The 21431-nt window shown below is 57.2% G+C and carries 19 protein-coding genes and 1 pseudogene; 11 read left to right on the top strand and 9 right to left on the bottom strand.

Features of this window, described 5'->3' with window-relative positions; genetic code table 11:
• The first annotated feature begins 21 nt into the window (after positions 1-21).
• A pseudogene (locus tag PI91_RS11460) lies at positions 22-1328 on the top strand (sulfurtransferase).
• On the opposite strand, the gene PI91_RS11455 reads toward PI91_RS11460, so the two are convergent.
• Positions 1325-1942, bottom strand: coding sequence for a CDP-alcohol phosphatidyltransferase family protein (locus PI91_RS11455; protein ID WP_032651515.1), 618 nt, complete (start codon positions 1940-1942; stop codon positions 1325-1327). The pseudogene PI91_RS11460 and the gene PI91_RS11455 sit on opposite strands and share 4 nt — an antisense overlap.
• The gene (locus PI91_RS11450) at positions 1935-2504 is read right to left on the bottom strand and encodes a carboxymuconolactone decarboxylase family protein (RefSeq protein WP_032651513.1); all 570 of its coding nucleotides are present in this window, start codon (positions 2502-2504) and stop codon (positions 1935-1937) included. The genes PI91_RS11455 and PI91_RS11450 overlap by 8 nt, the downstream gene beginning before the upstream one ends.
• A 75-nt stretch (positions 2505-2579) precedes the next feature.
• Here PI91_RS11450 and PI91_RS11445 point away from each other — a divergent pair, with 75 nt between their 5' ends.
• A complete protein-coding gene (locus tag PI91_RS11445) occupies positions 2580-2996 on the top strand; it encodes a pyrimidine (deoxy)nucleoside triphosphate diphosphatase (RefSeq protein WP_023327152.1) in 417 nt (138 codons plus the stop codon).
• On the opposite strand, the gene PI91_RS11440 is transcribed toward PI91_RS11445, so the two are convergent.
• Positions 2956-3228 carry a YnjH family protein gene (locus tag PI91_RS11440; protein WP_039266155.1) on the bottom strand — a complete coding sequence of 91 codons (273 nt, stop codon included), beginning with the start codon at positions 3226-3228 and terminating at the stop codon, positions 2956-2958. The genes PI91_RS11445 and PI91_RS11440 overlap by 41 nt on opposite strands.
• Positions 3229-3455: 227 nt before the next feature.
• Between PI91_RS11440 and gdhA the strand changes: the two genes are divergently transcribed.
• Positions 3456-4799: an NADP-specific glutamate dehydrogenase gene (gene gdhA, locus PI91_RS11435; protein WP_008500700.1), complete on the top strand. Its 1344-nt coding sequence runs from the start codon at positions 3456-3458 to the stop codon at positions 4797-4799.
• Between the two features lie 115 nt (positions 4800-4914).
• Here gdhA and PI91_RS11430 read toward each other — a convergent pair whose 3' ends face one another.
• The 3 genes from PI91_RS11430 to PI91_RS11420 form a co-directional block, all read right to left on the bottom strand.
• On the bottom strand, positions 4915-6828 hold the full coding sequence (locus tag PI91_RS11430; protein ID WP_039266154.1) for a DNA topoisomerase III: 1914 nt from the start codon (positions 6826-6828) through the stop codon (positions 4915-4917).
• A 4-nt stretch (positions 6829-6832) separates the two neighbouring features.
• Complete coding sequence (selD, locus tag PI91_RS11425; RefSeq protein ID WP_023292697.1) at positions 6833-7876, bottom strand: selenide, water dikinase SelD; 1044 nt, start codon at positions 7874-7876, stop codon at positions 6833-6835.
• 116 nt (positions 7877-7992) lie between these two features.
• Positions 7993-8544, bottom strand: coding sequence for an NAD(P)H nitroreductase (locus tag PI91_RS11420; protein ID WP_039266153.1), 552 nt, complete (start codon positions 8542-8544; stop codon positions 7993-7995).
• Positions 8545-8711: 167 nt separating this feature from the next.
• Here PI91_RS11420 and sppA point away from each other — a divergent pair, with 167 nt between their 5' ends.
• The 4 genes from sppA to PI91_RS11400 all read left to right on the top strand — a co-directional run bounded on the left by sppA (position 8712) and on the right by PI91_RS11400 (position 13774).
• Positions 8712-10568, top strand: coding sequence for a signal peptide peptidase SppA (sppA, locus tag PI91_RS11415; RefSeq protein WP_008500704.1), 1857 nt, complete (start codon positions 8712-8714; stop codon positions 10566-10568).
• Between the two features lie 63 nt (positions 10569-10631).
• The gene (gene ansA / locus PI91_RS11410; protein ID WP_008500705.1) at positions 10632-11648 is read left to right on the top strand and encodes an asparaginase; all 1017 of its coding nucleotides are present in this window, start codon (positions 10632-10634) and stop codon (positions 11646-11648) included.
• A gap of 9 nt (positions 11649-11657) precedes the next feature.
• A complete protein-coding gene (gene pncA / locus PI91_RS11405) occupies positions 11658-12299 on the top strand; it encodes a bifunctional nicotinamidase/pyrazinamidase (RefSeq protein WP_039266152.1) in 642 nt (213 codons plus the stop codon).
• A 221-nt stretch (positions 12300-12520) separates the two neighbouring features.
• Positions 12521-13774 carry a glycoside hydrolase family 18 protein gene (locus tag PI91_RS11400; protein WP_032651503.1) on the top strand — a complete coding sequence of 418 codons (1254 nt, stop codon included), beginning with the start codon at positions 12521-12523 and terminating at the stop codon, positions 13772-13774.
• Between the two features lie 50 nt (positions 13775-13824).
• Here PI91_RS11400 and PI91_RS11395 read toward each other — a convergent pair whose 3' ends face one another.
• On the bottom strand, positions 13825-14097 hold the full coding sequence (locus PI91_RS11395; protein WP_021241050.1) for a YeaC family protein: 273 nt from the start codon (positions 14095-14097) through the stop codon (positions 13825-13827).
• 41 nt (positions 14098-14138) lie between these two features.
• Positions 14139-14552 carry a peptide-methionine (R)-S-oxide reductase MsrB gene (msrB, locus tag PI91_RS11390; protein WP_008500710.1) on the bottom strand — a complete coding sequence of 138 codons (414 nt, stop codon included), beginning with the start codon at positions 14550-14552 and terminating at the stop codon, positions 14139-14141.
• 341 nt (positions 14553-14893) lie between these two features.
• Between msrB and gapA the strand changes: the two genes are divergently transcribed.
• On the top strand, positions 14894-15889 hold the full coding sequence (gene gapA, locus PI91_RS11385) for a glyceraldehyde-3-phosphate dehydrogenase (protein ID WP_006809136.1): 996 nt from the start codon (positions 14894-14896) through the stop codon (positions 15887-15889).
• A gap of 72 nt (positions 15890-15961) precedes the next feature.
• Positions 15962-16846 carry a D-hexose-6-phosphate mutarotase gene (locus PI91_RS11380; protein WP_021241049.1) on the top strand — a complete coding sequence of 295 codons (885 nt, stop codon included), beginning with the start codon at positions 15962-15964 and terminating at the stop codon, positions 16844-16846.
• Between the two features lie 78 nt (positions 16847-16924).
• Here PI91_RS11380 and PI91_RS11375 read toward each other — a convergent pair whose 3' ends face one another.
• Entirely contained in the window at positions 16925-17671 is a 747-nt protein-coding gene (locus tag PI91_RS11375) for a MipA/OmpV family protein (protein WP_021241048.1), read from the bottom strand.
• A gap of 431 nt (positions 17672-18102) precedes the next feature.
• On the opposite strand from PI91_RS11375, the gene yeaG reads away from it, so the two are divergent.
• Both yeaG and PI91_RS11365 read left to right on the top strand, forming a co-directional pair.
• The gene (gene yeaG / locus PI91_RS11370) at positions 18103-20037 is read left to right on the top strand and encodes a protein kinase YeaG (RefSeq protein WP_008500713.1); all 1935 of its coding nucleotides are present in this window, start codon (positions 18103-18105) and stop codon (positions 20035-20037) included.
• Between the two features lie 74 nt (positions 20038-20111).
• A complete protein-coding gene (locus PI91_RS11365; protein ID WP_023292702.1) occupies positions 20112-21395 on the top strand; it encodes a YeaH/YhbH family protein in 1284 nt (427 codons plus the stop codon).
• Positions 21396-21431 lie beyond the last annotated feature (36 nt).

Genomic DNA, 21431 nt, shown 5'->3' with positions numbered 1-21431 from the left:
TTACTGACGTCAGGTTATTCGATGAAACGTGTTTCTCAACTGACCGCGCTGGCCCTGCTCTGCGGCCTCGCTTCTTTTTCCTCGCTGGCGGCTGATATGCCCAACGCCATCACGCTGTCTCAGCTTCAGGCACAGCACGGCACGCCTGTCGACACACGCGCCAGCGCCTTCTATAACGGCTGGCCGCAGACGCTTAGCGGCCCCTCCGGGCATGAACCCGCCGCGCTCAACCTTGCTGCCGCCTGGCTCAGCGCCATGAGCGACGAGCAGATTGCGCTGTGGGCAAAACAGCATCAGCTTACCCCTGCGACGACCATCGCCCTGTACGGCGACGAGAACGATAACCAGGCGGTGAAAGCCCGCCTGGAGAAAGCCGGGTACCGCCACGTTTCGCTGCTCAGCGATGCTCTGCAGACGCCCGAACGCCTTCAGCGCCTGCCTCACTTTGAACAGCTGGTTTACCCGCAGTGGATCCACCGGCTCCAGCAGGGTAAACCCGTGGCTGCCGCACCGGCGGGCGACTGGAAAGTGATTGAGGCCGCCTGGGGTGCACCGAAGTTTTACCTGCTGAACCACATTCCCGGCGCGGGCTATATCGACACCAACGAGGTGGAAAGCGAACCGCTGTGGAATAAAGTCTCCGACGACAAGTTGAGAGCGATGCTGGCGAAGCACGGGATCCGTCACGATACTACCGTCATTTTGTATGGCCGCGACGTCTACGCCGCCGCGCGCGTGGCGCAGATTATGCTGTATGCGGGCGTGAAGGATGTGCGTATTCTCGACGGCGGCTGGAAGGCGTGGTCAGATGCAGGCCTGCCGGTTGAGCGCGGTACGCCCGGTAAAGTGACGCCCGCCCCCGATTCGGCGCGCCAATCCCCGGCCAGCCGCAGCTGATGGTGGATATGGAACAGGCGCGCGGCATGCTGCACCGTCAGGATGCCTCTCTGGTCAGCATACGCTCGTGGCCGGAGTTCATCGGCGAAACCAGCGGCTACAGCTACATCAAGCCAAAAGGTGAAATTGCCGGTGCCCGCTGGGGTCACGCGGGCAGCGATGCCACCCACATGGAGGATTTCCATAACCCGGATGGCACCATGCGCAGCGCTGACGACATCGCCGCCCAGTGGAAGCGCTGGAATATTCTGCCGGAACAGCACGTCGCGTTTTACTGCGGCACCGGCTGGCGGGCGTCTGAAACCTTTATGTACGCCCGGGCGATGGGCTGGAAGAATATCGCCGTCTATGACGGCGGCTGGTACGAATGGAGTAGTCATCCGCAGAACCCCGTGACGACCGGTGAGCGCGGGCCTGAAAGCGCGCGCTAAGGATTGAGTGACTTCAGCGTCACGTAGCCGCTCCAGATGCGCGTTGTGGTGGTCAGCCAGCACAGCGCGCCGAATACCCACGCGAAGAGCGTAAAGTGCGCAGGAAAAAGGCAGCACAGCACAAACAGCGCGATGGTCTCCGTCCCTTCCGTTAACCCGCCGATGTAATAAAACGACTTGTGCGCATAGCCGGGGTTGTCGATGTCGTGCTTCGCGGCCAGGGCCGCGAACGCCAGAAAACTGCTGCCGGTCCCGATAAACGCGAACAGCAGCCAGGCGGCTGCCAGCGCATTTTCCGCCGGTGCTGCCAGCGCAAAGCCAAACGGCACCAGGGCGTAGAACAGAAAGTCGAGCGCGATATCGAGAAATCCCCCCGCATCGGTCAGGCCTCTGCGGCGCGCCAGCGCCCCGTCCAGACCGTCCAGCAGGCGGTTAAGCACGATGGCGACCAGCGCCGCCGGATACCAGCCGAGGGCCAGAAACGGCAGCGCCAGCACGCCGATGGCAAACCCGGTCAGGGTCAATCCGTCTGGCGTGATGCCCGGCCTGTCCAGCATAGAGACCAGACGATCCAGAGCCGGTTTTATCCGCGGGTGAAGATGGCGATCAAGCATGGGGCGTCTCGTTAAAGGTGGCGCATAGCCCCTGCGCCGGAATATCCAGCGCGGCGTTAAAGCGGGCAGAGAGATTCTGAAAGGCAATGAGCGCCGTCATCTCGGTGATGGCATCTTCCGTAAAGTGGCGCTTCAGCGCCGTTCTGATGGCCTCATCCGCCCGGGGCGGCGTGGCGGTCACCGCCTCGGCGTAGGCCAGCGCCGCGCGCTCCTGCTCCGTGAACAAGGCGGAACCCTGCCAGTCGCTCACGGCCTGCACCTTATCCAGCGCCCCGCAGCGCTCGGCTAGCCGCAGGCTGTTGGCATCAATACAGAAAGCGCAGTGGCAGAGCTGGGACACCCGCGTCATGAGCAGCGAACGCAGCACGGGTGACAGGCGCGCGCGACGACGCTCCAGAAAACCGACGAACAGCGCGACCAGCCAGAACAGACGCGGCATGCGCCCCCACCAGCGCGTGGGATTCAGCACGGCGCCAAAATGCTTTTTCTGCATCACGGCAATGGGTTTAAGGCTGGCGGGAAGGGATTCGATAGGGGCAACCCAGGCGGTAGTCTCTTTCACCTGATTCTCCTGATTACTGGACTCTGAGAAAGGGCACGATAATATGTCTTTTTTCGCTATCAATTATTGACGACCATGCTGAAAACACTCGATGTCGTTGCCGCCATCATCGAAAAAGACGACAAAATTTTACTGGCGCAGCGCCCTGCCCACGCCGACCAGCCTGGCATGTGGGAATTTGCAGGCGGCAAAGTCGAGGCGGGTGAAACCCAGCCCGAGGCACTTATCCGCGAGCTGCGTGAAGAGTTAGGTATTGAAGCCCGCCCTGCGCAATACGTGGCAAGCCACCAGCGCGAAGTCTCGCAGCGCTTAATCAACCTGCACGCCTGGCACGTTCCTGCGTTTAGCGGTGCGCTCACGGCGCACTACCACAGCGCGCTGGCGTGGTGTACGCCTGAAGAGGCGTTTGGCTATACCTTAGCCCCCGCGGATATTCCCCTGCTGGAGGCGTTTATTGTTTTACGCGACGCCAGACCAGCGGGTTCGTGCTGATGGCGCGCTCGTCGCGCTGGCACTGCAGCAGCACGCCCTCCGCCTTCACGACGGCCCCTTCAGAATAGTTTTGATCCTGATAAATGCAGCACTGGTTACACGGCTGCGCACGCTGGCCGCTGGAGGTAAACACTTCCGGCGGCACATTCACTTCCACATCCGGGCGAATGCGGTCAGCCTGCGCGCCTGCGGTCAACATCAATGATAACGCGGCCATCACGTAACGGTTCATAGACTTCTCTTCCTGTTGTGTCCTGATAATGACTATAACGGTAAATCGGGCAGAATCTTTAATTTAGCGCGCCATCGCTTTTGGTTATGACGCAGCACCTGTCATTAATTTCCCTTTCGTCCTGAATTTCTGCTTGCCACACAAAGCGGTACGGGTGGTATAGTCAAAAAAACAACACAAAACGCATAAGTCATATACAAACACTATTATAAGAGGTTCTTATATCTATGGATCAGACACGCTCTCTGGAAAGTTTCCTTGCCCATGTTCAGCAGCGCGACCCGCACCAAAGCGAGTTCGCCCAGGCCGTGCGCGAAGTGATGACCACCCTGTGGCCCTTCCTTGAACAAAACCCGCGCTATCGCCAGATGTCTTTGCTTGAACGCCTTGTCGAGCCAGAGCGCGTGATCCAGTTCCGCGTGACGTGGGTGGACGATCGCAACCAGGTGCAGGTTAACCGCGCGTGGCGCGTACAGTTTAACTCAGCCATCGGTCCGTTTAAGGGCGGCATGCGTTTCCATCCGTCCGTGAACCTGTCGATTCTGAAATTCCTCGGCTTCGAGCAGACCTTTAAAAACGCGCTGACCACGCTGCCCATGGGCGGCGGGAAAGGCGGCAGCGATTTCGATCCGAAAGGCAAAAGCGAAGGTGAAGTGATGCGTTTCTGCCAGGCGCTGATGACCGAACTCTACCGTCACCTCGGCCCGGACACCGACGTGCCTGCCGGTGATATCGGCGTGGGCGGACGTGAAGTGGGCTTTATGGCCGGGATGATGAAAAAGCTTTCCAACAACAGCGCCTGCGTCTTTACCGGCAAAGGGCTGTCGTTTGGCGGGAGCCTGATCCGCCCGGAAGCGACCGGGTACGGCCTGGTATACTTCACAGAGGCCATGCTCAAGCGTCACGGCTTAGGCTTCGAAGGCATGCGCGTAGCCGTTTCCGGCTCCGGTAACGTGGCGCAGTACGCGATTGAAAAAGCGATGCAGTTTGGCGCTCGCGTGGTGACCGCCTCTGACTCCAGCGGAACGGTGGTGGATGAAGCGGGCTTCACGGCAGAGAAGCTGGCGCGCCTGTGTGAAATCAAAGCCAGCCGCGATGGACGCGTAGCGGATTACGCCCGGGAGTTTGGCCTGACCTACCTCGAAGGGAAACAGCCGTGGGGCGTGCCGGTGGATATCGCCCTGCCGTGCGCCACGCAGAACGAGCTGGATGCTGAAGCCGCGCGCACGTTGATTAGCAACGGCGTAAAAGCGGTCGCCGAAGGGGCAAACATGCCGACCACCATCGACGCGACGGATCTGTTCCTGGAGGCAGGCGTGCTGTTTGCACCGGGCAAGGCCGCCAACGCGGGCGGCGTGGCAACCTCCGGCCTCGAGATGGCGCAAAACGCCGCGCGTCTCGGCTGGAAGGCGGAGAAAGTGGATGCGCGCCTGCACCATATCATGCTGGATATTCACCACGCCTGCGTGGAGTACGGCGGTGAAGCATCGCAAACCAACTACGTGCGTGGGGCGAATATCGCCGGGTTCGTGAAGGTAGCGGATGCGATGATTGGGCAGGGTGTGATTTAAGTTTTCGCGGCGTTCTCGCCCTGTAGGCCCGGTAAGCGTTAGCGCCAACGGGCTTTTTTCAGGCCGCAGAGCGGCTTTTCGCCGGGTGGCGGCTTCGCCTGACCCGGCCTACGGGTTAAGAGGCGGCCGCGCTCTTTTTCTTTTTAAACGGTTTCTTCGCGCCACCACCGGGTGCAACCATCCCTCTGAACGTTTTCACCGGCGTGCTGCGCGCCTGATCGATCAGCTGGTAAAGCGTCCCCACCAGCGGCTGCATAAAGTCCTGATAGCGGCACTGCTTCTCGCTGATCTGCGTCAGCACCGATTCCCAGTGCGCGGTCATGTCCGGCCTGGCGGCCAGCTCCGGCAGGGAGTGAATCAGCGCGCGGCCCGGCTCGGTCGAATGGATATAGCGCCCCTTTTTCTCAAGAAAACCGCGCTTAAAGAGCAGCTCGATGATCCCCGCGCGGGTTGCCTCCGTGCCCAGACCGTCGGTGGCGCGCAGGATCTTCTTCAGACCTTTATCCTGCACGAACCGGGCGATCCCGGTCATAGCCGACAGCAGCGTCGCATCGGTAAAATGGCGCGGCGGCTGGGTCTGGCGTTCCACCACTTCCCCTTTCTCGCACAGCAGTTCGTCGTCTTTAGCCACCACGGGCAGCGGCGTACCGTCGTTCTCTTCGTCACGCTCTTTGTTGCCGAGCAGCGTGCGCCAGCCTGCTTCCGCGAGGAAACGGGCTTTGGCGATAAACTTCCCTTTTGCGATTTCCAGCTCGATCACGCATTTGCGGAACACCGCGTCCGGGCAGAACTGCATCAGGTACTGACGAGCGATCAGGTTGTAGACCTTCGCTTCGTTATCCGTCAGGTTGACGCTGCTGGCGCGCGCCGTCGGGATAATCGCGTGGTGGGCGTCCACCTTTTTGTCGTCCCAGCAGCGGTTATGGGTATCTGGGTTCACCACCGGCTGCGGCAGCAGATCCGGCGCGTGCACGCTAATGGCGTTCATCACCGAATGACGACCGGCAAAATGCTCTTCCGGCAGGTAGCGGCTATCCGAACGCGGATAGGTGATCAGCTTATGGGTTTCATAGAGCTTCTGGCAGATATCCAGCACGTTCTGCGCGCTGAGGCCAAAGCGTTTCGCGGCCTCAATCTGCAGGGCCGACAGCGAGAACGGCAGCGGCGCGGGTTCTGATTCCCGTTTATCGTTATAGCTGGTGACGATAGCGGGCTGTCCGGTAATGCGGTTAACCACATGATCCGCCAGCGGACGGTGCAGCAAACGCCCCTCTTCATCCTGATATGACTCGCAGGCATCGCTCGGCTGCCAGACGGCGGTAAAGCGTTCGTCTTTAGGCGTGACGATATGCGCTTTCACTTCAAAGAAATCTTTGGCGACGAAGTTCTCAATCTCTTCATCACGACGCACGACCAGCCCCAGCACCGGCGTCTGCACGCGCCCCACGGAGAGCACGCCCTGATAGCCCGCGTTGCGCCCGAGTATGGTGTAGGCGCGGGTCATGTTGATGCCGTACAGCCAGTCCGCGCGCGCGCGGGCCAGCGCGGAGACGCACAGCGGAATAAACTCGCTGTTGGCGCGCAGGCGCGAGATCGCACGCTCCACCGCCTGCGGGTTGAGGTCGTTGATCAGGCAGCGCTGCACCTGCTGGCGCTTTTCCGGCGCCAGCTCCAGATAGTCCAGCACCTCATCCACCAGCAGCTGTCCTTCCCTGTCCGGGTCACCCGCGTGCACGATTTCTTCGGCTTCATGCAGGAAGCGCTTGATCACGTTGAGCTGTTTGGTCACCGAAGGTCGGGGCTGCAGGCGCCATTTTTCAGGCACGATGGGCAGATCGTTTAAATTCCAGCGGGCGTAGCGGCTGTCATAGACATCCGGCTGCGCCTGCTCAAGCAGGTGACCGATACACCAGGTAACCACCTGCCCGTTACCGCATTCGATAAAGCCGTCGCCTTTGCGATGCGGCTTGGGCAGCACATCGGCAATGGCACGGGCCAGGCTCGGCTTTTCGGCAATAAACAACCGCATCGAATTAACGGATCTCAATCATCGGTCGGCCACCGCGCGCGGTCACCAGCTCGCCGATCGCCGTCAGGGTAATGCCGAACTCGGCGGCCGTGGCCTGAACCTCGGCTTCGGATTCCGGCGTGACCGCCAGCAGCAGGCCGCCGGAGGTTTGCGGATCGCACAGCAGGTTGCGCCATTCTTCTGGCATTTCGCCCATCAGGTGACCATAGCTGGCGAAGTTACGCTGGGTACCGCCCGGGACCGCGCCCTGAGCAATATACTCTTCCACGCCCGGTAGCTTCGGCACGTCCTGATACCAGACCTGCGCCTGCACGCCCGCGCCCTGACACACTTCGGAGAGGTGCCCCAGCAGACCAAAACCGGTCACGTCGGTCATCGCCTTCACGCCGTCGATATTGGCGAACGCCGCACCCGCGAGGTTCATCTGGCACATGACTTCGGTTGCCAGCCCTATGTGCTCAGGCTTCAGCAGGGATTTTTTCTCGGCGGTGGTCAGCACACCAATGCCCAGCGGCTTGGTGAGGAACAGCTTGCAGCCCGCCTGCGCGGTGCTGTTGCGCTTCACGCGCTCGGTCGGGACCACGCCGGTAACGGCCAGGCCGAAGATAGGCTCCGGCGCATCGATAGAGTGACCACCGGCCAGCGCAATCCCCGCCTGCTGGCAGGCGAAACGGCCGCCATCAATCACTTCACGGGCTACTTCCGGCGGGATAGTGTTGATCGGCCAGCCCAGAATAGCGATCGCCATAATCGGTTTGCCGCCCATGGCGAAGATATCGCTGATGGCGTTGGTGGCCGCAATACGCCCGAAATCGAACGGGTTGTCGACAATCGGCATAAAGAAGTCGGTGGTGCTGATAATGCTGGTGCCGTTACCCAGGTCATAAACCGCTGCATCGTCACGCGTTTCGTTGCCGACAAGCAGGTTCGGGTCGACAAACTTCGCCTGTTCGCTGTGCAGGATGGTCTCCAGCACTTTAGGGGAAATTTTACAACCGCAACCGGCTCCGTGGCTGTACTGCGTTAAACGAATGGTTTGCTCGCTCATGGACGTCTCCTGTCATCTCAATCGCGCTATGGTAGCGCTCATTCCATAAAGAGGTAAGTATGACTGTCTGAATTCTGCGGCAGATGCTCAGAATCCAGACAGTTTAGCGCGCGTTATCAGAAACGGCTGACGAAAGGCGTGGTGTCCGGCACGCTGATGGTGCTGGAGGCTTTAAGCTGCGGAGTACCGAGATAGAGGAAACCGACAATTTTGTCATGCTCACCGCAGCCAAAACCGTCCCGGACCGCCGGGCTTTCGGTCAGCGCACCGGTGCGCCAGATACCGTTAAAGCCTTGCGCGACGGCGGCCATCTGCATCGCCATCACCGCACAGCCCGCAGACATTTCCTGTTCCCAGACCGGGACTTTATGATCCACCTGGCATTTTGCCACGACAGCAATGATCATCGGGGCGCGGAACGGGGCATTACGCGCCTTATCGATTCCTTTCTCATCCTGCCCTGCGGCCACCGCCCCCTGCCCCAGCAGTTTACTGAAACGATCGCGACCTTCGCCTTCAATCACAAAGAAGTGCCACGGCTGCAGCGTGCCATGATCGGGGGCACGCATGCCGGCACGCAGAATGTTCTCCAGCTGCTCGCCTGCCGGGGCAGGTTCGGCCAGACGGGAAGCGCTACGGCGGTTAACAAGCAGTTCGAGTGCGTCCATTGGTTAACTCCTTTCTTGAAATTTACTCACAAAATTAACACGACGGCAGATTTTGTTACAGCCTGGCAGGCGATTCCTGCTGACAAGTGGCGGTTGGGTCATTACGATAACCCAACATTACCGTCCAGTGGCGACGGAAACAGTCATTTTCTGGTTAGGGAGAATACATGCGAACCCTTTGGCGAATTATTGCCGGTTTCTTTAAATGGACGTGGCGACTGCTCAACTTCGTCCGCAACCTGGTGATGAATATCTTCTTCATCCTGTTGGTTCTGGTTTGCGCGGGCATCTGGATGCACATCAGCAACGCAAATCAGGCGCAGCATTCGACTCGCGGGGCCCTGTTACTCGATATCACCGGCGTCATCGTTGATAAACCGTCAGCCAGCAACCGTCTGGGTGTGATCAGTCGCCAGCTGTTTGGCGCCACGTCCGACCGCCTGCAGGAAAACTCCCTGTTCGATATCGTCGATGCCATCCGTCAGGCGAAAGATGACCGCAACATCACCGGCATCGTGCTGGATCTGAAAGATTTTGCCGGCGGCGATCAGCCGTCTATGCAGTACATCGGTAAAGCGCTGCGCGAATTCCGCGACAGCGGCAAGCCGGTCATTGCCGTGGGCGACAGCTACAGCCAGGGACAATATTATCTGGCGAGCTTCGCCAATAAAATCTGGCTCTCCCCGCAGGGTACGGTCGATCTGCACGGCTTTGCCACCAACGGCCTGTACTATAAATCGCTGCTCGATAAGCTGAAGGTTACCACCCACGTCTTCCGCGTCGGCACGTACAAATCCGCCGTGGAGCCGTTTATCCGCGACGATATGTCACCTGCCGCCCGCGAAGCGGACAGCCGCTGGATTGGCGAGCTGTGGCAGAACTATCTCGGCACCGTTGCCGCTAACCGTCAGATTACGCCTGAGCAGGTGTTCCCTGGCGCGCAGGGCGTGCTCGAAGGCCTGCGCAAGGTTGACGGCGATACCGCGAAATACGCGCTCGATAACAAACTGGTTGATGCCCTGGGCACCAGCGCCGAGATTGAAAAATCCCTGAGCAAACAGTTTGGCTGGAGCAAAGAGGACAAAAATTACAGCGCCATCAGCATGTATGATTACTCGACGAAGAAACCGGATGAGAACGGGGACAGCGTCGCGGTGGTCTTTGCTAACGGTGCGATCATGGACGGTCAGGAGACCCCGGGGAACGTGGGCGGCGATACCACCGCGTCACAAATCCGCGATGCGCGCCTGGATCCGAAAGTGAAGGCGATTGTCCTGCGGGTCAACAGCCCTGGCGGTAGCGTCAGCGCCTCCGAAGTGATCCGCGCTGAACTGGCCGCGGCCCGCGCCGCCGGTAAGCCGGTCGTCGTCTCAATGGGCGGAATGGCCGCCTCCGGGGGTTACTGGATCTCCACGCCAGCCAACTACATCGTGGCGAACCCAAGCACGCTCACCGGCTCGATTGGCATCTTCGGGGTGATCAACACCGTAGAAAACAGCCTGGATTCTCTGGGCGTGCATACTGACGGCGTAGCGACTTCTCCGCTCGCGGATGTCGCGGTGACCAAATCCCTGCCGCCGGAAGTCTCTGAGATGATGCAGCTCAGCATTGAGAACGGCTATAAACGCTTTATCACCCTGGTCGCCGACTCGCGCAAAAAGACGCCTGAGCAGATCGACCAGATTGCGCAGGGCCACGTCTGGACCGGTCAGGATGCGAAGAGCAACGGACTGGTGGACAGCCTGGGCGACTTCGATGATGCGGTGAAGAAAGCCGCCGAACTGGCGAAGCTGAAGCAGTGGCATATCGAGTATTACCAGGACGAACCGTCGTTCTTCGATATGGTCATGGACAGCATGTCCGGCTCGGTACGCGCCATGCTGCCGGAGGCGCTGCAGGCTTACCTGCCTGCGCCGGTCGCCACGGCGGCAAAAGCGATGAAGGCAGAAAGCGATAAGCTTGCGGCCTTTAACGATCCACAGAGTCGTTACGCGTTTTGCCTGACCTGCGCGAACGTCCGTTAAAAACCGTCCCCTCTTCCTACGAAGAGGGGATTTTTTTCTTTTGAAGAACAAGAACTCACTACCATGCAGAAGAAATCGATTTATGTAGCCTACACTGGCGGTACCATCGGTATGCAGCGCTCTGAAAACGGCTATATCCCCGTCTCCGGCCACCTGCAGCGTCAGCTTGCGCTGATGCCCGAATTCCACCGTCCGGAAATGCCTGACTTCACCATCCACGAATACGAGCCGCTGATGGACTCCTCCGACATGACGCCGGAAGACTGGCAGCACATCGCGGATGACATTAAAGCCCATTACGACCAGTACGACGGCTTCGTGATCCTGCACGGTACCGACACCATGGCATTTACCGCCTCGGCGCTCTCCTTCATGCTGGAGAACCTGAGCAAGCCGGTTATCGTCACCGGATCGCAAATTCCGCTGGCGGAGCTGCGTTCTGACGGGCAGATCAACCTGCTGAACTCCCTGTACGTGGCGGCGAATTACCCGATTAACGAAGTGTCGTTGTTCTTTAACAACCGTCTGTATCGCGGGAACCGCACCACCAAAGCCCACGCTGACGGCTTTGACGCCTTTGCCTCACCCAACCTGCAGCCGCTGCTGGAGGCCGGGATTCATATCCGTCGTCTGGGAACCCCTCCTGCGCCGAACACCGCGGGCGAGCTGATTGTGCATCCGATTACTCCGCAACCGATTGGCGTGGTGACCATTTATCCGGGTATCTCTGCGGACGTGGTGCGTAACTTCCTGCGCCAGCCGGTGAAAGCGCTGATCCTGCGCTCCTATGGCGTGGGCAATGCGCCGCAAAACGGCGAGTTTCTGAAAGAGCTTCAGGAAGCCAGCGAACGCGGAATTGTGGTGGTGAACCTGACCCAGTGTATGTCCGGTAAAGTGAATATGGGCGGCTATGCCACCGGCAACGCGCTGGCGCATGCGGGCGTGATCAGCGGTTTCGATATGACCGTTGAGGCAACGCTGACTAAACTTCACTATTTACTGAGTCAGGATCTGGACATTCAGTCCATTCGCAGCGCGATGATGCAAAACCTGCGCGGCGAACTGACGCCTGACGAATAAGGAGGTCTCATGAAGCAACGCGCCCTGCTCCTGGTCGATTTGCAAAATGATTTCTGCGCGGGCGGTGCGCTGGCCGTCGCCGAAGGTGACAGCACCGTTGACGTAGCCAACACGCTCATTGACTGGTGCAAAGCCCGTGGTGAAGCAATTGTCGCAAGCCAGGACTGGCACCCGGCAAATCACGGCAGCTTTGCCAGCCAGCACAATGTCGAGCCCTTCACCCAGGGTGAACTCGACGGGCTGGCGCAAACTTTCTGGCCGGATCACTGCGTACAGCAAACGGAAGGCGCGGAGTTACATCCGCTCCTGAACCAGAAAGCCATCGACGCGGTGTTCCATAAAGGTGAAAACCCGGCTATCGACAGCTATAGCGCGTTTTTTGATAACGGGCATCGCCAGAAAACGGCGCTGGACGCCTGGTTACGTCACCATGAAATCACCGAGCTGATTGTACTGGGGCTGGCAACGGACTACTGCGTGAAGTTCACCGTGCTGGATGCGCTTCAGCTTGGCTACACCGTCAGCGTCATCACCGACGGCTGCCGCGGGGTGAACATTCACCCGCAGGACAGCGCTCAGGCGTTTATGGATATGGCTGCGGAAGGCGCGACGCTGTATACGCTCGAAGACTGGCTGGAAACGCAGGCGTAGTCTTTTAAGCCGGGTGGCGGCTGCGCCTTACCCGGCCGACTTCTTTGGTTTTGTAGGCCGGGTAAGCGTCAGCGCCACCCGGCAAAACTCCCCCTCCGATCCCCATAAAGTGAACTCCCTCGCAACCTCAGCGAAGCGGCAATGCTATTCTCTTCAGGCTGTTTTTTCGCCACGCCTTTTCCGTGGCGTGGTTAATTTTATTAAGTCAAAGAGGAACTTGTATGAAACGTTTGCCCTTGCTGGCAGCACTACCCTTGCTTTGCGCGTCAGTTGCCTCCGCCAGTTCCCTGATGTCCGTGGGCTACTTTAACGGGGGTGGCGACGTCACCGCCGGACCGGGTGGCGATATCAATAAGCTGGACGTTCGCCAGATCACCCACCTGAACTACTCGTTTGGTCTGGTCTATAACGACGAAAAAGACGAAACCAACGCCGCGCTGAAAGATCCGGCGAAGCTGCATCAAATCTGGCTATCGCCAAAAGTGGCGTCCGACCTGGCCTTAATCCCCACGCTGCGTAAGCAAAACCCAAATCTTAAGGTCCTGCTCTCCGTCGGCGGCTGGGGCGCGCGTGGCTTCTCTGGCGCAGCGGCAACCCAAGAGAGCCGCGCAGTGTTCATCCGCTCCGCGCAGGAGATTGTTGAAAAATATGGTCTGGACGGGATCGACCTCGACTGGGAGTATCCGGTCAACGGCGCCTGGGGCCTGGTGGCTAGCCAGCCCGCCGACAGGGATAACTTTACCGCCCTGCTGAAGGAGATGCGCGACGCGTTCGGGCATAAAAAGCTGGTGACCATTGCGGTAGGCGCGAATGCGGAAAGTCCGAAAAGCTGGGTGGATGTGAAAGCCATTGCGCCCCTGCTCGATTACATCAACCTGATGACCTACGACATGGCGTACGGCACGCAGTATTTCAACGCCAACCTGTACGACTCCAGCGCCTGGCCGACGGTGGCCGCCGCGGACAAATACAGCGTCGATTTTGTGGTGAACAACTATCTGGCCGCCGGGCTGAAGCCACAGCAGATGAATCTCGGGATTGGTTTCTATGGCCGCGTACCGAAACGCGCCGTGGAGCCGGGCATTGACTGGACGAAACCCGATGCGCAAAAAAATCCGGCCACTCAGCCCTACTTCGGGCCGCAGGAGATCGGGCTATTCAAGTCACTCGGCTATGACCTGACCAAAGATACCTACGTGAAGTACAACGATATCGTCAAAACGTTGCTGAACGATCCGCAGAAACGCTTTACCGAGCACTGGGACGACCAGGCAAAGGTGCCGTGGCTTTCGGTGAAGGGTGCCGATGGCAACGCGCTGTTTGCGATTTCGTATGAGAACCCGCGATCCGTGGCGATCAAAGCGGACTACATCAAAGAGAAAGGTCTCGCCGGGGCGATGTTCTGGGAGTACGGCGCGGATGACGAAAACCAGTTAGCGAAGCAGCTGGCGGCGTCGCTCGGGATCCCGCACTAAAGTGTAGCGTGCCGGGTGGCGCTAGCGCTTACCCGGCCTACATGAGAGCATTATTTGAAAGTCGCAATCGGCTTCGGGGTGATACCAAAGTCCTCTTTCAGCTCACGCTTGCTCTTCATCACCATTTGACCATGGGTGTCGATCGTCATGTGCTGCGCGTCGGTGTTGTTGCGCGCCTGCCACAGCATCACCAGCTGCAGGCTGTTCTCTTTCTGCTCCGGGGTCAGCGCGACGCCATCGGGCCATTTTCCCAACTCTACGGCGGTGACCAGACGCTGATAAATTTCCGGCGTCATACCGCTAATCATGTCTTCAATATTCACAGTCCCGCCCTTTAAAAGGAATAATTTGCTGAATCGTTTTTTCAACCCTTGATCTGGTCGCCGTTTTCGTCGTCAGTGAAGCTCATTGAGGCTGAATTCACGCAGAAACGCTCGCCCGTTGGCTGAGGGCCATCCGGGAAGACATGTCCAAGGTGCGCATCGCAGTTGCCGCAGCGAATTTCCGTGCGCACCATACCGTGCGACGAGTCGGTCAGATAGCGGATAGCCTCATCGCTCACCGGCTCGTAAAAGCTCGGCCACCCGCAGCCCGAATCAAATTTCGTTTGGGAATTGAACAGCGGAGCATCACAGACCAGGCAGTGGTAGACGCCGTCTCGCTTGTTGTGCAGTAAACGTCCGGTGAACGGCGGTTCCGTCCCGTGGTTTTGCGTCACGTAAAACTGCATTTCTGTGAGGTTTTTTTTCAAATCGTCGGGGTTACGTTGGTTCGACATATGCTTACATCTCGCTGTAGAAACAGACATCTTTTACCCCGCATTCTAACAAAACATTAACACCCTTGCGTGCACTTTTGATCTAAACTTATGTGTCGCGAAAAGGCGGTCAGGCAATTGTGATCATATTCACATTTTTATCCTGCGAGGACTTTAAAATTCCGGGCGCAGCCCCCATGTGGTTGCAAGCTCAAAGGGAAAGTGAGGCGAGTCAGTCGCACAAACGTTAGTCACAGGATTGATTTGTCGCAATGATTGACACGATTCCGCTTGACGCTGCGTAAGGTTTTTGTAATTTTACAGGCAACCTTTTATTCACTAACAAATAGCTGGTGGAATATATGACTATCAAAGTAGGTATCAACGGTTTTGGCCGTATCGGCCGTATTGTTTTCCGTGCTGCTCAGAAACGTTCTGACATCGAAATCGTTGGTATCAACGATCTCCTGGACGCTGAATACATGGCGTACATGCTGAAGTACGACTCAACTCACGGTCGTTTCGACGGCACCGTTGAAGTGAAAGACGGCCACCTGGTTGTAAATGGCAAAACCATCCGCGTTACTGCTGAGAAAGACCCAGCTAACCTGAAATGGAACGAAATTGGTGTTGACGTTGTTGCTGAAGCAACCGGTATCTTCCTGACCGACGAAACTGCACGTAAACACATCACTGCGGGTGCGAAGAAAGTTGTTCTGACGGGTCCTTCCAAAGACAACACCCCAATGTTCGTTCGTGGTGCAAACTTCGAAACTTACGCTGGCCAGGACATCGTTTCCAACGCATCCTGCACCACCAACTGCCTGGCACCGCTGGCTAAAGTTATCAACGACAACTTCGGCATCATCGAAGGTCTGATGACCACCGTTCACGCAACCACCGCTACTCAGAAAACCGTTGATGGCCCGTCTCACAAAGACTGGCGCGGCGGCCGTGGCGCGGCTCAGAACATCATCCCATCCTCTACCGGTGCGGCTAAAGCTGTAGGTAAAGTACTGCCAGAACTGAATGGCAAACTGACTGGTATGGCGTTCCGCGTTCCAACTCCTAACGTATCCGTTGTTGACCTGACCGTTCGTCTGGAAAAAGCTGCTTCTTATGAAGAAATTAAGAAAGCAATCAAAGCTGCTTCCGAAGGCCCAATGAAAGGCGTTCTGGGTTACACCGAAGACGACGTTGTTTCTACCGATTTCAACGGCGAAGTGTGCACTTCCGTGTTCGATGCTAAAGCAGGTATCGCACTGAACGACAACTTCGTTAAACTGGTATCCTGGTACGACAACGAAACCGGCTACTCTAACAAAGTACTGGACCTGATCGCTCACATCTCCAAATAAGTTGAGATGAGTGTTTGATCCAAAAAGGCGACTTCGGTCGCCTTTTTTATTTATAAGACAGAGGATTGCTTAATGATTAATAAAATTTTTGCACTTCCGGTAGTCGAACAACTTACCCCTGTGCTCTCCCGCCGCCAGATTGACGGTGCTGACGTTATCGTCGTTGACCATCCGCGCGTTAAGGCCTCCGTGGCGCTGAACGGCGCCCACCTGCTCTCCTGGAAGCCGGAAGGTGAAGTTGAGGGATTGTGGCTCAGTGATGCGACCTCCTTCAAAAAAGGGGCTGCAATCCGTGGTGGCGTACCGATCTGCTGGCCGTGGTTCGGCCCGTCCGCACAGCCGGGTTTACCTTCTCACGGTTTTGCCCGTAACCAGCAGTGGACCCTGAAAGCGCATAACGAAGACGACAGCGGCGCCGTGCTGACCTTTGAGCTGCAGGCAAATGACGAAACCCGCGCTCTGTGGCCGCACGATTTCACCCTGTACGCCCGCTTTAAGCTGGGTAAAACCTGTGAAATCGAACTGGAAGCCCACGGCGAGTTCGAAACCACCTCCGCCCTGCACACCTATTTCAACGTGGGTGACATCAGCGCTGTGAAGGTGAGCGGTCTGGGCGATACCTTTATCGATAAAGTCGACAACGCGAAAGAAGGCAAACTCAGCGACGGCGTTCAGGCGTTTCCTGACCGTACCGACCGCGTCTATCTGCATCCGGAAGCATGCAGCATGATCCACGACGGTGCCCTGAACCGCGGCATTGAGGTAGTACATCACCATCACAGCAACGTGGTGGGCTGGAACCCGGGCCCTGCACTGTCTGTCAGCATGGCCGACGTGCCTGACGACGGTTATAAAACGTTTGTCTGCGTGGAAACGGCCTGCGTGACTACCCCGCAGAAAGCGAGTGAAGAAAAGCCATCTCGTTTAGGTCAGACGATCCGCATTATTAAGCGATAATCTCGCTGCACCACACTAAAGCAAACGGGGCGCAAGCGCCCCGTTTTGATGCACCAATTGCACAATATAAGTGCGCAATCAGAACTTGTAGGTCACACCGACAGAGAAGATGCCTGCCCAGGACTTATCGACCATCGGGCTGTCTTTCACTTCATCGCTCAGACGCTCATAACGGCCAGTACCGTACACGCTCCAGTCGCCAAGGAAGTTATAGCTCGCGGTCAGCTCCAGGTACGGATCCCAGCCGTCATCTGCGCTGTAGCTCTTCAGACCGCTACGACGGGACTCGTTTTTAGAGACGCCATAATAGTAGTCATTGTAGTTCTCGCTGTTGTACTGCACACCGATACCCGGCGTCAGGGTCAGACCACCGTTGGTGTAACGGTACAGCCACGCCAGATCCCAGATAAAGCCGTTGCTGTTATCCAGCGTATCGCCTGCCAGGGCCGTACGCAGGAAGCCATACTGGGTGTTATGCACATAAGAGAGGCCGGCCATCATCGAGCTTTTACGCTTGTCGAGCTGGCGAAGCGCGTGGCTGTCGCTGTCACCCGGCTTGAAGTGCGTAGGATCGTAGTACGCCATGATGGAGAGCTTATCGGCCGTATCGTTCCACAGATAGTAGCCGCCGCCGAGCCCACGGAACCAGACGTTATCGCCTTCATAGGTGATAACCGGGACAGGATAAACATCACGGTCATACTGTTTGTACGGGCTGTTAATGACGCCAACACCCGCGCCAACCGTCCACTGACTTTCCGCCTGTGCGGTGCTTACTGCGGTCGCGGCAAGGATGCCTAATGCCAGAAGTTTGAGTTTGGTCACAATCCATTCTTTCCTGTAGTCAAATAATCAGCGGGTGAAGTGTAACCGCCATTCCCGTACATCCCAAAATTTTTTGCCTGCTAATCAGTCTGATTAACCCATTATTTTTAACTTATCAGATGACAACCGGCTTTCATTTACATGACCGCTGAATGAAAAATGTGCTTTTGCCTTATTACCAGAGTGGAAATTTTTGGATGAGTTATTGATATGTCATTGAAAGTAGATTTTATGGGCATGCAAGTTTTGCAAATGCCATCTACGCTTTAATTTAAGAAGAGTTTTCCTGAACACCCTGCGGTTCTTAGCGTCTGACCTGGCACACAGGTTGCTGCTCTGGCAGTGAGGTGCGAGAGATTCTCTTCCGGGAGCCTCCACTACTCATACGAACGGCTCTTATCCTGTGCTAAAAAACGAAAGGACGGCATGCCATGAATATATTCGATCACTATCGCCAGCGCTATGAAGCTGCCAAGGACGAAGAGTTCACACTGCAGGAGTTTCTTACCATCTGTCGGCAAGATCGCAGTGCCTATGCCAATGCGGCAGAACGGCTATTGATGGCTATTGGTGAGCCAAACATGGTTGACACTGCCCTGGAACCCCGGCTTTCCCGTCTCTTTTCGAATCGGGTGGTCGCCCGATACCCGGCGTTTGAAGAGTTCTATGGCATGGAAGATGCCATAGAGCAGATTGTCTCCTACCTGAAGCATGCCGCTCAGGGTCTGGAAGAGAAGAAACAGATCCTCTATTTACTTGGCCCCGTGGGCGGCGGTAAATCCTCGCTGGCGGAACGCCTGAAGTCGCTGATGCAGCGCGTGCCTATCTATGTCCTGAGCGCCAATGGCGAGCGCAGCCCGGTGAACGACCATCCGCTGTGCTTGTTCAATCCGCAGGAAGATGCGCAGATTCTGGATAAAGAGTACGGCATCCCGCGTCGCTACCTCGGCACCATCATGTCGCCGTGGGCGGCAAAACGCCTGCATGAGTTTGGTGGCGACATCACCAAATTCCGCGTGGTGAAAGTCTGGCCGTCGATCCTGGAACAGATCGCCATCGCCAAAACGGAACCCGGTGATGAGAACAACCAGGATATTTCGGCGCTGGTCGGTAAGGTCGACATCCGCAAGCTGGAAAACTTCGCGCAAAACGACCCGGATGCCTACGGTTACTCCGGCGCGCTGTGCCGGGCTAACCAGGGGATTATGGAATTCGTCGAGATGTTTAAAGCGCCCATCAAGGTGCTGCATCCGCTGCTGACGGCCACTCAGGAAGGAAACTACAACGGGACGGAAGGTATCTCCGCCCTGCCGTTTAACGGGATCATTCTTGCCCACTCGAACGAATCTGAATGGGTGACCTTCCGTAACAACAAAAACAACGAGGCCTTCCTTGACCGCGTGTACATCGTCAAGGTGCCTTACTGCCTGCGGATCTCCGAAGAGATCAAAATTTACGAGAAACTGCTTAACCACAGTGAGCTGGTGCATGCGCCGTGCGCGCCGGGCACGCTGGAAACGCTGTCTCGCTTCTCCATCCTGTCGCGCCTGAAAGAGCCGGAAAACTCCAGCATCTACTCGAAAATGCGCGTCTATGACGGTGAGAGCCTGAAGGATACCGATCCGAAAGCGAAGTCGTATCAGGAGTATCGCGACTACGCCGGGGTTGATGAAGGGATGAACGGTCTGTCCACGCGCTTCGCGTTTAAGATCCTCTCCCGCGTCTTTAACTTCGACCATGCGGAAGTGGCGGCCAACCCGGTGCATCTGTTCTACGTGCTGGAGCAGCAAATCGAGCGCGAGCAGTTCCCGCAGGAGCAGGCTGAACGCTACCTTGAGTTCCTGAAAGGTTATCTGATCCCGAAATACGCCGAGTTCATTGGCAAAGAGATCCAGACGGCCTACCTGGAATCCTATTCAGAATACGGGCAGAACATTTTTGACCGTTATGTCACCTACGCTGACTTCTGGATCCAGGATCAGGAATACCGCGACCCGGATACCGGCCAGCTGTTTGACCGTGAATCCCTGAACGCAGAGCTGGAAAAAATCGAGAAGCCTGCCGGGATCAGCAACCCGAAAGACTTCCGTAACGAGATTGTGAACTTCGTCCTGCGCGCCAGAGCGCATAACAACGGGCGCAACCCGAACTGGACCAGCTACGAGAAGCTGCGCACGGTCATTGAGAAGAAAATGTTCTCCAATACCGAAGAGCTGCTGCCGGTGATCTCGTTTAACGCCAAAACCTCAACCGATGAACAGAAAAAGCACGACGATTTTGTCGACCGTATGATGGAAAAAGGCTACACCCGCAAACAGGTCCGCCTGCTCTGCGAATGGTACCTGCGCGTGCGTAAATCGTCTTAAAACAAGTGCCCGGCGGCGGTTAGCGCCTGCCGGGCCTACAAAATGCAAGTTGGCAAATGCAGTACGGGGGGTATATGACCTGGTTTATTGACCGGCGTCTTAACGGCAAAAACAAGAGCACGGTGAACCGCCAGCGCTTCTTGCGTCGTTATAAAGCGCAAATTAAACAGTCTATCTCCGAGGCCATCAACAAACGCTCGGTGACCGACGTCGACAGCGGCGAGTCTGTCTCCATCCCCACCGATGACATCAGCGAACCGATGTTTCATCAGGGGCGAGGCGGCCTGCGCCATCGCGTACACCCAGGTAATGATCACTTCGTTCAGAACGACAGAATTGAGCGCCCTCAGGGCGGCGGCGGTGGTTCAGGAAGCGGTCAGGGACAGGCCAGCCAGGACGGTGAAGGTCAGGACGAATTTGTCTTCCAGATCTCAAAAGATGAATATCTCGACCTGCTGTTCGAAGACCTGGCGCTGCCGAATCTGAAAAAGAATCAGCATCGTCAGCTTAATGAATATAAAACCCACCGCGCGGGCTATACCGCCAACGGCGTGCCCGCCAACATCAGCGTCGTGCGTTCGTTGCAGAACTCGCTGGCGCGACGCACGGCCATGACGGCAGGCAAACGTCGCGAACTGCGCGAGCTGGAGAGCAGCCTGAAGGTAGTGGAAAATACGGAGCCGGCGCAGCTGCTGGAAGAGGAGCGCCTGCGTAAAGAGATTGCAGAGCTGAGGGCGAAGATCGAACGGGTACCGTTTATCGACACCTTCGACCTGCGCTACAAGAATTACGAAAAACGTCCGGAACCCTCCAGCCAGGCGGTGATGTTCTGCCTGATGGACGTGTCCGGCTCGATGGACCAGGCCACCAAGGATATGGCAAAGCGCTTCTATATTCTGCTCTATCTGTTCCTGAGCAGAACCTATAAGAACGTCGAGGTGGTCTATATCCGTCACCATACCCAGGCGAAAGAAGTGGATGAGCATGAGTTCTTCTACTCGCAGGAAACCGGGGGCACCATCGTCTCGAGCGCGCTGAAGCTGATGGATGAAGTGGTCAAAGAGCGCTACGACCCGGCACAGTGGAACATTTATGCCGCGCAGGCGTCGGACGGCGATAACTGGGCCGACGACTCGCCGCTGTGTCACGAGATTCTGGCGAAGAAAATTCTGCCGGTCGTGCGTTACTACAGCTATATCGAAATCACCCGTCGCGCACACCAGACCCTGTGGCGGGAGTATGAGCATCTGCAGTCGATGTTCGATAATTTTGCCATGCAGCATATCCGTGACCAGGATGACATTTATCCGGTGTTCAGGGAGCTGTTCCACAAGCAGTCTGCTACCAGCAACGCATAATCCCACAGCCAGCGAACCCGCTGGCTGTTTTCTTTC

The sequence above is a fragment of the Enterobacter sp. FB genome (assembly GCF_000805795.1).
GTDB lineage: Bacteria > Pseudomonadota > Gammaproteobacteria > Enterobacterales > Enterobacteriaceae > Enterobacter > Enterobacter roggenkampii.
The sequence above is the reverse complement of the archived record's forward strand: the minus strand, read 5'-3'. Positions and strand labels throughout refer to the sequence as shown.